General features: G+C 34.9%; 14 protein-coding genes. 10 read left to right on the forward strand and 4 right to left on the reverse strand.

Translation table 11 applies throughout. The features are described 5' to 3' along the window. Positions 1–35 precede the first annotated feature (35 nt). Positions 36–824, reverse strand: coding sequence for a hypothetical protein (locus tag Z053_RS0101930; protein ID WP_025663348.1), 789 nt, complete (start codon positions 822–824; stop codon positions 36–38). A gap of 133 nt (positions 825–957) precedes the next feature. Here Z053_RS0101930 and miaB point away from each other — a divergent pair, with 133 nt between their 5' ends. From miaB to groL, 7 genes are all read left to right on the forward strand, one after another. Beyond that, positions 958–2,403, forward strand: a complete 1,446-nt coding sequence (gene miaB / locus Z053_RS0101935; RefSeq protein WP_025663349.1) for a tRNA (N6-isopentenyl adenosine(37)-C2)-methylthiotransferase MiaB — start codon at positions 958–960, stop codon at positions 2,401–2,403. Between the two features lie 46 nt (positions 2,404–2,449). Beyond that, positions 2,450–3,712 (forward strand): sigma-54 interaction domain-containing protein, encoded by a 1,263-nt coding sequence (locus Z053_RS0101940; protein WP_025663350.1) that lies wholly within the window; start codon positions 2,450–2,452, stop codon positions 3,710–3,712. A 5-nt stretch (positions 3,713–3,717) separates the two neighbouring features. Further along, on the forward strand, positions 3,718–4,224 hold the full coding sequence (gene lptE, locus Z053_RS0101945) for an LPS assembly lipoprotein LptE (RefSeq protein WP_025663351.1): 507 nt from the start codon (positions 3,718–3,720) through the stop codon (positions 4,222–4,224). 55 nt (positions 4,225–4,279) lie between these two features. Then, the gene (locus Z053_RS0101950) at positions 4,280–5,236 is read left to right on the forward strand and encodes a hypothetical protein (protein WP_025663352.1); all 957 of its coding nucleotides are present in this window, start codon (positions 4,280–4,282) and stop codon (positions 5,234–5,236) included. A gap of 7 nt (positions 5,237–5,243) precedes the next feature. Beyond that, on the forward strand, positions 5,244–5,573 hold the full coding sequence (gene secG / locus Z053_RS0101955; RefSeq protein WP_025663353.1) for a preprotein translocase subunit SecG: 330 nt from the start codon (positions 5,244–5,246) through the stop codon (positions 5,571–5,573). Positions 5,574–5,729: 156 nt separating this feature from the next. Next, entirely contained in the window at positions 5,730–6,005 is a 276-nt protein-coding gene (locus Z053_RS0101960) for a co-chaperone GroES (RefSeq protein WP_025663354.1), read from the forward strand. 120 nt (positions 6,006–6,125) lie between these two features. After that, positions 6,126–7,763, forward strand: coding sequence for a chaperonin GroEL (gene groL, locus Z053_RS0101965; protein ID WP_025663355.1), 1,638 nt, complete (start codon positions 6,126–6,128; stop codon positions 7,761–7,763). Between the two features lie 130 nt (positions 7,764–7,893). Here the strand turns inward: groL and Z053_RS0101970 are convergent, their stop codons facing one another. Further along, positions 7,894–9,393, reverse strand: a complete 1,500-nt coding sequence (locus tag Z053_RS0101970) for a helix-turn-helix domain-containing protein (RefSeq protein ID WP_231389154.1) — start codon at positions 9,391–9,393, stop codon at positions 7,894–7,896. A 103-nt stretch (positions 9,394–9,496) separates the two neighbouring features. Between Z053_RS0101970 and aceB the strand changes: the two genes are divergently transcribed. Together aceB and aceA are read left to right on the forward strand one after the other, a co-directional pair. Then, positions 9,497–11,095 (forward strand): malate synthase A, encoded by a 1,599-nt coding sequence (gene aceB / locus Z053_RS0101975; protein ID WP_025663357.1) that lies wholly within the window; start codon positions 9,497–9,499, stop codon positions 11,093–11,095. 32 nt (positions 11,096–11,127) lie between these two features. Beyond that, complete coding sequence (gene aceA, locus Z053_RS0101980) at positions 11,128–12,405, forward strand: isocitrate lyase (RefSeq protein ID WP_025663358.1); 1,278 nt, start codon at positions 11,128–11,130, stop codon at positions 12,403–12,405. Positions 12,406–12,517: 112 nt separating this feature from the next. Here the strand turns inward: aceA and Z053_RS0101985 are convergent, their stop codons facing one another. Further along, positions 12,518–13,282, reverse strand: coding sequence for a M15 family metallopeptidase (locus Z053_RS0101985; protein WP_025663359.1), 765 nt, complete (start codon positions 13,280–13,282; stop codon positions 12,518–12,520). Between the two features lie 193 nt (positions 13,283–13,475). Further along, positions 13,476–14,045 (reverse strand): DUF3347 domain-containing protein, encoded by a 570-nt coding sequence (locus Z053_RS0101990; protein ID WP_025663360.1) that lies wholly within the window; start codon positions 14,043–14,045, stop codon positions 13,476–13,478. 183 nt (positions 14,046–14,228) lie between these two features. Here Z053_RS0101990 and Z053_RS0101995 point away from each other — a divergent pair, with 183 nt between their 5' ends. Then, complete coding sequence (locus Z053_RS0101995; protein WP_025663361.1) at positions 14,229–14,684, forward strand: GAF domain-containing protein; 456 nt, start codon at positions 14,229–14,231, stop codon at positions 14,682–14,684. The last annotated feature ends 27 nt before the right edge of the window (positions 14,685–14,711 follow it).

Genomic DNA, 14,711 nt, shown 5'->3' on the forward strand with positions numbered 1-14,711 from the left:
AAAAAAAACCTGCTGATCAGCAGGTTTCTTATTTTTTATTTTACAAATAATGTTTCTTTGTTTTCAAATTCATCATCTTCAAAACCCAATGCATCCTTATATATAAAATAGATTGGCAAATAAACAAAAGAGGCTGTAAAAAACACCCCCACAAAACACAAAATCATCCCTACTAATTGAGATAAAATAGACGCTACTAGTATTAAACCAAAACAAACGCCCCAAACTTTATTCCCTAATTTAAAGCTAGCTTTTATAAGATCTGAAGCACTATACTCTGGATTAAAAGCAAATATAGCACCTAACAACTGCAGAGGAACCATTACATAAAGAATCGGAAGGTAACACAATAGTGCAGCTAAAATTGCTATCCCAAATATTGCTATTGCCAACGTAAATACTTTTCCTAAATATTTTCCTTTAAGAAACATAAAATATGAAGATGTCTCTGGCAAACCTAAATCTACCTGTTTACAAACTCTATAAAAATGTGCGGTAATCCCAAATTGAAGTGCAGAAGCAATCATACTCATAATCAAAACCAGCACAATAAATAAAAACATTAGACCCACAGACAATTCTTCACCAGGGTATCCGTAGTCACCATAACTTTCATAACTATTTTCGAATCCTGATATGCCGGCAAGGGCAATAATAGGAATATACATCACAAAAAATAAAGGAAGCATAACCAATATCGTAATAAGCAAGTGTACAAACCCCTGAAGCCATACTTTTTTAAAAAGCTCAATACTTTTATTAAAAATATCACCAAAATCAATGGCCTTACTGTTTTCTATTTTCTCAAAGAGTGTATTTGTCATTACATCTACATTTATGGGTTGAAAGTTATCAAATATAGATTTTTTAGAAAATAAATCCCTGCCACTTTGTCACAAATCGTATTAAAAAGTATCTTTGCACACTATTTGACCCCAATCGGTAAGGAATTATTTTATGGAGAAGATTATTGACGAAAGTATACAGGGACAGTCGCTTGCTCTTGATCAGAACAAAGAAAATAAACGTAAGCTTTTTATAGAAAGTTACGGTTGCCAGATGAATTTTAGTGATAGTGAAATTGTTGCTTCCATTCTGGCCAAAGAAGGTTTTAACACTACACAACATCTTGAAGATGCTGATTTGGTATTGGTAAACACTTGTTCTATTAGAGAAAAAGCCGAACAAACAGTTAGAAAAAGACTAGAAAAGTATAATGCAGTAAAAAGAATCAATCCAGGAATGAAAGTTGGAGTTCTGGGATGTATGGCAGAACGCCTAAAAAGTAAATTTCTTGAAGAAGAAAAAATAGTCGATCTTGTCGTTGGACCAGATGCATATAAAGATCTCCCTAACTTGATCGAAGAAGTAGATGCAGGGCGTAATGCGGTTAATGTTGTCCTTTCTAAAGAAGAAACTTATGGCGATATTGCACCTGTTCGTTTACAAAGCAATGGCGTATCTGCTTTTGTATCTATTACCCGGGGTTGTGATAACATGTGTACGTTTTGCGTAGTACCATTTACCAGAGGTAGAGAACGTAGTCGCGACCCCCAAAGCATCTTAAAAGAAATCGATGACCTGGTAGCTCAAAATTTTAAAGAAATTACTTTATTAGGGCAAAATGTAGATAGTTATTTATGGTATGGTGGTGGCCTGAAAAAAGATTTTCAAAAAGCCAGTGATTTTCAAAAAGCTACAGCAATAGATTTTGCCAAACTATTGGATATGGCAGCCCAAAGACATCCAAAATTACGTATTCGTTTTTCTACATCTAATCCCCAGGATATGACATTAGATGTGATAGAAATTATGGCAAAACATAAAAATATCTGTAAGCATATTCACCTCCCTATACAAAGTGGTAGTGATCGTATTCTTGCAGCAATGAATCGCTTACATACGCGACAAGAGTATATGGATTTGATTGATAATATTAAACAAATAATCCCAGATTGCGCAATTACTCAGGATATGATTATTGGTTTCCCTACAGAAACAGAAGAAGATCATCAAGATACATTGTCTCTATTAGAATATATAAAATATGAGCACGGATATATGTATGCTTATTCTGAAAGACCAGGAACACTTGCCGAGCGTAAATTAGAAGATGATGTTCCTGAAGATGTAAAAAAGCGAAGACTCGCAGAAGTTATTGCTTTACAACGAACACACTGTGCCTATAGACATCAAAGTTATATTGGACAAACTTTTGAAGTATTAATTGAAAAAGAATCTAAAAAATCTGATCAACATTGGAGCGGGAGAACTACAAAAAATATTGTAGCCATATTCCCAAAAGGAGAATATCAAATTGGAGATTTTGTAATGGTTCGTATCGATGAGTGTACCAGTGCGACTTTACTTGGTGAAGCAATTGGATATTCTGACAATAATTAACGATAACTTTATAGCACGCATTTAAAACAAAAAACAAACTCCATAAATGGAATCAATTCAAGCCATAAAACAACGATTCGGAATCATAGGAAACGATCCTAAGTTAAACCGTGCTGTGGAAAAAGCGATCCAGGTAGCTCCTACCGATATTTCGGTTTTAGTGACCGGAGAAAGTGGTGTAGGTAAAGAAAGTATTCCTAAAATTATACACTCTCTGTCTCATCGTAAACACGGCAAGTACATTGCCGTAAACTGTGGAGCAATACCCGAAGGCACAATAGATAGTGAGCTTTTTGGTCACGAAAAAGGAGCCTTTACAGGAGCGACACAAACCCGAAATGGTTATTTTGAAGTAGCCGATGGCGGAACGATATTCCTAGATGAAGTAGGAGAATTACCACTTACTACACAAGTACGTTTGTTAAGAGTATTAGAGAATGGTGAATTTATTAAAGTAGGATCGTCAAAAGTTCAAAAAACAGATGTTCGTATTGTAGCAGCTACCAATGTTAATATGTTTGATGCAATTAAGAAAGGTAAATTTAGAGAAGATCTTTACTACCGTCTTAGTACAGTAGAAATTCTTTTACCTCCACTTAGAGATCGCAAAGAAGATATTCATTTACTATTCAGAAAATTCGCTTCCGACTTTGCTACCAAATATAAGATGCCTACAATTCGGCTAAGTGAGGATGCAGTTATCTTATTAGAAAAATACCACTGGAGTGGTAATATCAGACAATTACGCAACATTGCAGAGCAAATTTCAGTCCTTGAACAAAACAGAACGATAACAGGAGCCACCTTACATGGATATCTACCAAATATCGGAAGTAATTTACCCGCGGTGATTTCTGCAGATAAAAAAGAAAGTGATTTCAGTAATGAAAGAGAAATATTGTACAAAGTGCTTTTTGATATGAAAAGTGATCTTAATGATCTCAAAAAACTAACCATGGAGCTAATGCAAAGTGGTAACACACAACAAGTACAAAAAGATAATGAAAGGTTAATTCAAAAAATTTATCAGGAGAAGGAAGAAGAAACACATTTTGAAGAACCTCAGAGACCAACAACCTCTGAAGTACTCGAAATACCGCCTCAAATTGCAATTCAGCGACAAGAAGATGATAAATACCATTTTGCCGAAGAAATTGAAGAAGAAGAAACATTATCATTGCATGATAAAGAACTAGAATTGATTAAAAAATCTCTAGAACGCCATAGAGGTAAACGTAAAGCAGCAGCAGAAGAATTAGGAATTAGTGAACGCACCTTATACAGAAAAATAAAACAATACGATTTATAACATTGATGAGAAAATTAATATATATAGCAGCGATACTAATTGTAATGGTCTTGCTTCAAGGATGCGGAGCATACTCCTTTACAGGAACAAATATTTCTCCCGATACAAAAACATTTCAGGTTAATTTTTTCCAAAACCAATCCCCAAGAATTTTTCCTGGAGCCGATCAAACTTTTACAAATCAGCTACAAGATTTAATCCTTAATCAAACTAATCTTAGTTTATCTACTTCTGGAGGAGATATCATCTACGAAGGAGAAATCGTACAAGATTATGTTTCACCAAATACAGCAACATCAAACATAACAGCTGCTCAAAACCGATTAACGATTGCGATAAACATGAGGTTTTATGATACAAAAGATCCAGCTCAAGACCTAGAACAACGTTTTTCTTTTTTCTTTGATTATCCCGCGTCTTCATCAGAAAATACGATAAGAGATCAGGCCTTGGATGTAATTTTTGAAAGAATCACACAAGATATGTTTAATGCCACACTGGCCAGATGGTAAAAACAATAGTAAACTCTATCAAAGAGTTGAATAATATATATATAATTAGTACTAGTTGAATATTAAAGAGTTTTCATATTTGCTTCAAAATCCTGCCCAACTTAATAAGGAGCAGGCAAAATCCCTTGAAAAAATCACAAGGACATTTCCTTATTTTCAGTCGGCAAGAGCATTGGCATTAAAATCCTTAAAAGATCAGGAAAGTTTTAGGTACAACCAGGAATTAAAGACCACCGCAGCATACACTACAGATCGCAGTGTATTATTTGATTTTATCACCTCTGATCTTTTTAAAGAAAATAACATTACCGAAGAAGTAAAAAAGAAACATAAGTCCGATATAACAGTTATCGATCCAGAAGAGATTAAAATGCTTCCGAGAATAGCTATGGATGATGCTGTAAGAATGAAAATGAAAGAAGCAGAAAATGTTCTGGATCCCAAATTATTTTCTAAAAGAAAAGAAAACAGCACTCTTAAACAGATCGAAATTGCTAAGTCTGCAACTCCTGATATAACAGAACAAGATCAAACAAAAAATATTCAAGATAAAAACAAAACTCCAGAAGAAACTTTACAAATTGATAAACCTCTGGATTTTAATAAAAAAGAAACACATTCTTTTGCAGAATGGTTAAAACTAACCTCTTTACACCCAATAGATAGAGATTCTGATCAGGAAACCAAAGCTCCGATTCCTGAAATTGAAGAACAAAAGCCTGTTAAATCATTAGATCAAAAACATAAATTCGATTTGATAGATGAGTTTATCGCTAACAATCCTAAGATACAACCTGCTGCCAAGAATACTCCTGCGCGTAATCTGGCTAAGGAAAATCTAGTTCCTTCAGACGAATTAATGACAGAAACTTTGGCCAGAGTATATTTGGTTCAGAAAAACTATAAAAAAGCAATTCAGGCTTATAACATATTAATTTTGAAAAATCCCGAAAAAAGTGGTTTCTTTGCAGACCAAATTCGAGCGATAAAAAAATTACAAGAAAATAAATAACAATATAATGACAACGTTTTCAATATTCTTAATCCTAATCGTTATCGTATCTTTTTTACTGGTAGTAGTAATTATGGTACAGAACCCTAAAGGAGGTGGATTATCTTCTTCTTTTGGTGGTGGCGGAACACAACAACTAGGTGGTGTAAAAAAGACTACAGATTTCTTAGACAAGAGTACCTGGACATTAGCGACACTATTACTGGTATTAATCCTACTATCTAATATAGATTTAATGGGCGGAAGCTCTATTCCCGAATCAAAAGTTAATACCGAGGATGTTCAGATAGAAACTCCTGTTACTCCTCCGGCAACAGAAAATGATGACAAAGAATAACATCTATTAAAAAAAACAACAACAAAAATGTCGACTTGTCATATAGTCGACATTTTTTGTTTCAATTTGTCAGTATCGTCCCACTGGCATAATTTCTGAAATAAGAAGCATCGAAGATTTCATTTTAATTTTAACAAAAAAAAACAACAAATCATAATGGGAGTAAACATCAAACCTCTTTCAGACCGTGTGGTTGTAGAGCCACTTCCTGCAGAGACGCAAACAGCATCAGGATTATTTATTCCTGACTCAGCCCAGGAAAAACAACAAAAAGGTAAAGTAGCTGCTGTAGGTGGCGGTAAAAAAGATCACGATATGACTGTTAAAGTTGGTGATACCGTACTTTATGGTAAATACGCTGGTACCGAATTAAAATTAGATGGAAAGGATTATTTAATCATGCGTGAGGATGATATCCTTGCTATCGTATAAGAAGTATCAATTTAAAAATCACAAAAAACAAATCCACTGCTTTATTCAATATATTCTATGAAAATATTCTGGAAGTTTTGAATGTTGAGATTTGGATTTTAATTTTTTAAAAAATTAATTATGGCAAAAGACATAAAATTTGACATAGAAGCACGTGATGGTATCAAACGTGGTGTAGATGCATTAGCTAATGCGGTAAAAGTAACTTTAGGACCTAAAGGTCGTAACGTAATTATTAGTAAATCTTTTGGAGCTCCTACAGTAACCAAAGATGGTGTTTCTGTAGCTAAAGAAGTAGAACTTGAAGATGCTCTTGAGAATATGGGAGCACAAATGGTAAAAGAAGTAGCTTCTAAAACTAATGATCTTGCAGGAGACGGTACTACTACCGCAACTGTATTAGCTCAAGCTATCGTAAAAGAAGGACTTAAAAATGTAGCTGCTGGCGCAAACCCAATGGATCTTAAGCGTGGTATCGATAAAGCTGTAAAAGCAATCACAGAAGATCTTTCAAAACAAACAAAAGAAGTAGGTGACTCTTCTGATAAAATCAAACAGGTAGCAGCTATTTCTGCTAACAACGATGAAACTATTGGAGACCTTATTGCCAAAGCTTTTGAGAAAGTTGGTAAAGAAGGAGTAATCACAGTAGAAGAAGCAAAAGGAACTGATACTACTGTAGATATCGTAGAAGGAATGCAGTTTGACAGAGGATATCTTTCTCCATACTTCGTAACCAACAGCGAAAAAATGACAGCTGATCTGGAAACACCATACATCTTACTTTACGATAAGAAGATTTCTGCTATGAAAGATCTGCTTCCAGTTTTAGAGCCTGTTGCTCAAACCGGAAAACCACTTTTAATTATCGCAGAAGATGTAGACGGAGAAGCATTAGCTACACTTGTAGTAAATAAACTACGTGGAGCTCTTAAAATTGCAGCTGTAAAAGCTCCAGGTTTTGGAGACAGACGTAAAGCAATGCTAGAGGATATTGCCATCCTAACGGGAGGTACTGTAATTTCTGAAGAGCGTGGTTTTACACTAGAAAATACTACTATTGAACACTTAGGTACTGCTGAAAAAGTAGCTATCGACAAAGATAATACGACTGTAGTTAATGGTGCTGGTGGAGAAGATTTAATCAAAAACAGAGTAAATCAAATCAAAGCACAAATAGAAACTACTACTTCTGATTATGACAAGGAGAAATTACAGGAGCGTTTAGCAAAATTAGCTGGTGGTGTTGCTGTACTATATGTAGGTGCTGCTTCTGAAGTAGAGATGAAAGAAAAGAAAGATCGTGTAGACGATGCACTTCATGCTACTCGTGCTGCTGTAGAAGAAGGTATTGTTGCCGGTGGTGGTGTTGCCCTGGTAAGAGCTAAAGCTGTATTAGACAAAGTAAAAACAGAAAACGCTGATGAAGCTACTGGTATACAAATTGTAAACCGTGCAATTGAATCACCGCTTAGAACGATTGTAGAAAATGCAGGAGGTGAAGGATCTGTTGTAATTTCTAAAGTTCTTGAGGGTAAAGATAATTTTGGATATGATGCTAAATCTGAAGATTACGTAGACATGCTTAAAGCTGGAATTATCGATCCTAAAAAAGTAACACGTATAGCTCTTGAAAATGCAGCTTCTGTATCTGGTATGATCCTTACTACAGAATGTGCACTAATAGACATTAAAGAGGATGCTCCTGCTGGAGGCGCAATGCCACCAATGGGCGGAGGTATGCCAGGAATGATGTAGTCGCCTGGCGACAGCAAAAACATTTAGCAAGTTTGCGAATATAAATTTGTTAAGAATACAAAACCCCATTCTGAAAATTCAGGATGGGGTTTTCTTTTATCGAAAAGACAGTCTTTAAACTTATCTAACACTAAGAATATTGTTTCATGATACCTTCTACCAACTCTGCTGTCTTTTTATGTTTTTCCTTAGCTAATAGTTGCTTGGGAGGAGCCATCCTAGCTTCACAATCTACCAACGAACACGATTCGCAAGTGACCCCCACTTTTTCTTTTAATATTTTTGCATCATTAACAAAATTGATTTTTTTCTCTAGAGTAGAAGATTTCAAAAACCCAATCCCTATACTACGATAATAGTCTTTTTTAAAAGGGTCCTTTGTCGCCGAAGTAAATACCAAATATTGCTGATCTGTATCTACATAATCAGAGATTTGAATATTAAATGCATACTCCAAATCTTTAGTAGCCGTATGCTGCAAAATCTTAATAGCCATCCATCGTCTACAATAATGCTCGTTTACCTCATTAGCATGAGGTTGCTGCTGGTGCGTGATATGTAACTCTTTAACCAAATTAAATTTCTCTGCCCCTAATTTATGAGTAAACCGAAGAAAGAATACATTCTGCATACCAAAATCTTTTGGTAGTACATTAGTAAGACGTTGGTAAAAAGATTCTGGAGAAGCATTATACAATTTCATAATTTTATGAAAAGCTTTCTCAGAGAATCGTTTCATTAAAAATAATTCTTTAAGGTGCTCTTTCAAATGAGCTCTGGGAATAATTAAAGCACCAGCAAAGTACGACGCGTAAAAATTGTGTAATACTTCTTCAAAATTATCATACTTTATCCATGAAAAGGTATAAGGTCTTTCGGTAATTTCCAGGTATTGATATCCCAATTCCTTGGCATAAATAAACGTTTTTTGAGCCTCATCTACTCGATCTGACAACAATAGTGTTTTTGTAGAGGGCACAAATACCGATCTCAGGTTATCCAATTCTTCCTGTTTTGGAATCCCGGCAACATTAATTGTATATCCATATTCTTCCTTAAGAATATCTTCTAAATCAGCCGAAGTAATTTTTCCACTTAAGTCCAACTGATATGAGTTAGCACATCGCAAAGCCTTATCCTCTAGATCTTTAAAAAAGTTGTTATGCGCTTCTTGATAAGATCGTAAAGAAGCCAGATAAAAACCTTCACGACTCATGTTATAATGCTGTGCAATTTCAATAATCGTACTTATAAACGCATTTACTTTTGATGGTGCATTAGCTATAATATCAATTAAATCGCTTTGCTGTATACCAAACAATTCTAACGGAATCTCATCTAGTATTCCAGATTGTAAAATTTCACCAATTGGGGCCAGGTTTTTATCTAATTTTAGAGAAACCAAATTATCATAAGGAACATCAAATGTCTCTGCAAGTTTGATAATTTTATCTGTCTTAGGGTATTTTTTTCCTTTTTCTATTTCATTTAAATACGATTTAGAAAGCCCGCATAACTTTGACAATCCGAAAAGAGACAAATCCTTCTCTGTTCGTATCTGCTTGATTTTCAGACCGAAAATCAACCTAATATATTCTTCTGCTATCGCCATAAGTTCAAAAGTAACCATTTTTGCGTAATTCACGAAAAAACAAAAAGTTCACATTTAGCGAACGTTCGCTTGTTTTGTAAAAAACTTTTTTATAATATTGTTCACTCAAACGATATTAGTTATGGAAACACAGACAAACCTTAATCAGAAAATTAGCTTCACCAAAGAAGTTAAAAACTACCATCCAGAAATATTGACCGATGGAGCCCTGATTTTTTTAGAGGCCTTACAAAATCGTTTTAACGAAAGACGATTAGTCCTTTTAAAAAATCGCCAAAGCCAGCAACAACTATTTGATCTGGGAACCCACCCTTCTTTCCCAGAAAACACCAAAGAGATTCGCAATAGCGAATGGGCAGCTGCACCAATTCCTATGGATCTACAAGATCGAAGAGTCGAAATCACAGGGCCTGTCGACAGAAAAATGGTAATTAACGCTCTAAACTCTGGAGCCAAAACATTTATGGCCGACTTCGAGGACAGCAATGCTCCGCTTTGGGAAAACTGTCTTCAAGGGCAAAAAAACCTAAAAGATGCGGTTAACAAAACTATTTCGTTTTATAACCCTAAAAAAGATAAAACCTACAGGCTTAACGAAAAAACAGCCACATTAATCGTACGACCCAGAGGCTTACATCTTAATGAAAAACATCTTTTATCAAAAGGTGAAGAAGTATCTGCTTCTCTATTTGATTTTGCTTTGTACCTGTTTCATAACAATGAACAGCTTAAAGAAAACGGTACCGGGCCTTATTACTACATCCCTAAACTAGAGCATTTTACTGAAGCCATATGGTGGAACGATGTAATTGATTTTTCTGAAAACTACTTAGGCATCAAACACGGAACAGTAAAGGTGACAGTTTTGGTAGAAACTATTACAGCAAGTTTTCAACTCGATGAAATTATCTATGCATTAAAAGATCACATCGTTGGACTGAATTGCGGAAGATGGGATTATATTTTTAGCTACATCAAAAAACTAAGAAATCACCCAGGTTTTGTAGTTCCTGATCGTGCCCAAGTAACAATGACCAGTCCTTTTATGGATGCATATAGCAAGCTGGTAATTCAAAGATGTCACAAAAGAAATATCCTGGCAATTGGTGGTATGGCTGCACAAATCCCAATTAAAGATGACGAAGACAGAAATGCAATTGCATATGCCAAAGTACAAGCAGATAAAGAGCGAGAAGTAAAAAACGGTCATGACGGTACATGGGTAGCACATCCAGGATTGGTAGCACTGGCAATGCGCATATTTGATACTCATATGCCAAATCCAAATCAAATGGATGTAAAACGTGATGATATAAACATTACCGAAAATGATCTTTTAGCCATCCCAAAAGGTACGATTACCGAAAAAGGAATCCGACAAAACATTAATGTAGGAATTCATTATATCGCCACCTGGTTGGGAGGGAATGGAGCAGTAGCATTATATCATCTTATGGAAGATGCCGCTACTGCAGAAATTAGCAGAACTCAAATATGGCAATGGCTACAACATGAAGTAGTTTTAGAAGATGGCAGAACACTTAATAACTCATTATTCACTACTCTTTTCAAAGATGAACTTGAGGTAATTAAAAAGCAGGTAGGAAACGTACTCTTCGAAACCGAAAATTATCAAAATGCCATCCAGATATTCGAAAAACTGGTAACCTCAGATGAGTTTGAAGAATTTCTTACCACCAGAGCATATCAATACATATAAAGTAAATCAATATATAGTAAAATCAATAAGTCATGAACACAGAACAAAGAATAGAAGAATTGATTATCGATTGGACCACAAATCCAAGATGGAAAAATGTAGAACGCCCTTATACTGCCCAAGAAGTAGTAAAGTTACAAGGTTCATACAAAATCGAGCATAGTGTAGCTAAACAAGGTTCTGAAAAACTATGGATGAAACTAAAAACTCAGAATTTTGTAGCGGGATTAGGAGCACTAACAGGCAACCAGGCTGTACAGGAAGTAGAAGCAGGATTAGAAGCAATATACTTAAGTGGGTGGCAAGTGGCCGCCGATGCAAATCTTGCCGGACAAATGTATCCAGATCAATCTCTATATCCTGTAAATAGTGTTCCGCAAGTTGTAAAGAGAATTAATAATGCATTACTGCGAGCAGATCAAATACAAGTAGTAAATGGCGAGGAAAACAAAAAGGATTATTTGGTTCCTATCGTTGCAGATGCCGAAGCCGGTTTTGGAGGAAACCTAAATGCTTTTGAATTGATGAAGTCTATGATAGAATCGGGTGCCAGCGGAGTTCATTTTGAAGATCAATTAAGTTCTGCAAAAAAATGCGGCCATCTTGGCGGAAAAGTATTAGTTCCCACCCAGGAAGCTATTAATAAATTAGTTGCCGCTCGTCTTGCCGCAGATGTAATGGGAGTACCTGCAGTTATTATTGCACGTACCGATGCTGATGCTGCTAATTTATTGACCAGTGATGTAGATGAACGCGATAGAAAGTTTGTTACAGGAGAACGCACAGATGAAGGTTTCTTTTATGTTAAGAACGGGATAGAACAAGGCATTGACAGAGGGTTATCATATGCTCCTTATGCCGATCTTATTTGGATGGAAACCAGTAATCCCGACTTAGAACAGGCTCGTGAATTTGCCGAAGCTATCCATGCCAAATATCCAGATCAAATGCTGGCATACAATTGCTCTCCTTCTTTTAACTGGGCTGCAAAGCTTTCTGTTTCAGAAATGGAAACATTTAGAGAAGAGTTGGCTGCTATGGGGTACAAATTTCAATTCATTACTCTTGCAGGATTTCATGCATTAAACACAAGTATGTTTGAATTATCTAAAGCATATAAAGAAAGAGGAATGGCTGGCTATTCTGAATTACAAGAAAGAGAATTTGCGCTACAAAAAGACGGATTTCGTGCAGTAAAACATCAGGGATTTGTAGGCACCACATACTTTGACGCTGTACAAAATACAGTAACTGCAGGTAAAGCTTCGACTGTAGCTATGGAAGGTAGCACAGAAGTCGAGCAGTTCTAAACATAAAGCATGATTTTTTTCCGATTTTTACAATTATTGTGCTTTAAAACGGCACTCATTAAGGTGAGTGTCGTTTTTTTTAATCATTACTCGCCTCTAAAAACAACAAACGTTAATCACATTTCCACCTAAAATCTGATATTTTATACTTTGTGTTTCCTTTAAAATTATAGTGCCACCATTCTGTTCTAATGGTCTTAAAGCCATGCTTCTCCATAGTTTCCTTTAACAACTTACGATGCCCAAGTACCGTTTTCGAAAGCGATTTATACGAATGATGCGCTTCTTTTCCGAAATGATCAAAACCTGTCCCCATATCAACATGCCCACCTGCCGATCTAACCAAAGTTATATCTACAGCTGCTCCTCTATTATGTACAGATCCTCCTTTTGGGTCTGCGACATATCCAGGGTTAGGAAAAATCTTCCACATTTTTTTCTGTACACTATATGGTCGATAGCAATCAAAGAATTTTATTCTGTATCCTTGAGTAAGCAAATCATTATTTACCTTTATAAGTGCTTCTGCCACGTCTTTTCTAACAAAGCATTTGGCGCAAGAATATACTTTTTCTTTTAAAAAATTATCAGAAGTAGCATATTTCATATCCAAAATAAACTCATCAGACAAGCTTTCTATGTTTACAAAATCCTTATCATTCGAAGAAACTTCTATACTCGGTCCACCGATAAGCATTACTATCGAATCTTTTTTTCTGAGCATACTCTGTTCTACTTTCTTCCCTCGTAACTGTAGTGCTTTAGATTTTTCTATAAGAGCAATCGTCTGGACCGTAGGTCCAGGAGTCATTTTTGCTTCACTACAGGAAAAAAAGAGTACAGAAAAAATCAACAAGATTAATTTTTTCTCAATCATATCCTTTTTGTTTTATCCCAATTACAATACTAATCCAGTACGTATTAATGTCTTAAATTTCCCTCAAAATTCAGTTTATTTACGCACTTGATTCCTTATAAATATAATCAATATTTCCATTATAAGTATTTTCTTACTTCTCTATAAGTGAAATATATTTTATACTTTATGTTAAATAACACGAATTTACCTGTTACTTAAAGGTTTTTTCTACATTTCCGCAGGCAAGCATTTTTTTTCCATAATATGGATTTCTAACTTCTTTAGAATCAGATAACCAATACCCTCCTTCTCCATCAAATGCCATAGGACAAAATTGCTTATACACTTCACCCGATGTAATTTCTGCTTTACCTATCAGTTTTTCTACTTCACTAGTTAGTGTTACAAAAAAATCACGTTGTTTTTTGATGTCTTTGGTTAGTGAAATGAGTTTTGAAACTGCTTTAAGCTGCTCATTCTCTTTTGAATCCTCTATAACTGCTTCTAATTTTTTTGTTTCTGCCTGCACAATACTACTTTCAGAATTTACTAAAGCTGCTTTTACAGATAGATACAAACCATATATTTCTTGAATTTTTACATCAGAAAACTTAACTTCTGATCTAGAATCGGTCTTATTATAATCGGCAATTTCATTTACACTATCATCTACAGTAACTGATTCGGGTTTCTTATCTTTATTACAGGAAACTCCTGCCAAAGTTATAAATACTATTACTATAAAAAATCTTCCTGTTGTTCTCAAAATACTACTACACATGCAATTATACACTAAAAATTAGTCTAGTTTCTTTACTATTAAGATGTCAAAAATACTCTATATATAAAACAATCGCCAATGCATTTTTACTTTTTAAATGATTTTTTAACAAAACAATACCATTCTAAATAAGAGGCTTTTATATTTTTTTTAGATATTTTTGCCGGGAAAAAATTGTTAGGAATGCTTTTTGAAGATTTAAAACCCCAGATTACTTATATACTTAAAGACAATGACGAATCTGTTACAGACAGATTGTACATGATTTGCAAACTACTTAAAGACAATATAGATCACTATGATTGGGTTGGTTTTTATTTTAAAAACGAAGACAAAGAAGAATTAAAACTTCGTACATACGTTGGTGAAAAAACAGATCACGATATTATTCCTTTCGGAAAAGGAATCTGTGGTCAGGTTGCTATTTCTAATGAGAATTTTGTGGTTCCTGATGTGCAGGCACAAAATAATTATATTGCATGTAGTCTAACTGTAAAATCAGAAATCGTAATCCCTCTATTTAAGAACGGAGAAAATATTGGACAGATTGATATTGACTCTGAGAGCTCAGATCCTTTTACTGAAAAAGATGAACGATTTTTAGAATTTGTAAATCAAGAAGTTGCTAAAATCCTTTAATTATTGTTCCTTCGTTGGTGCAAATAT

This window comes from Aquimarina megaterium XH134 (assembly GCF_000520975.1).
Classification (GTDB): domain Bacteria; phylum Bacteroidota; class Bacteroidia; order Flavobacteriales; family Flavobacteriaceae; genus Aquimarina; species Aquimarina megaterium.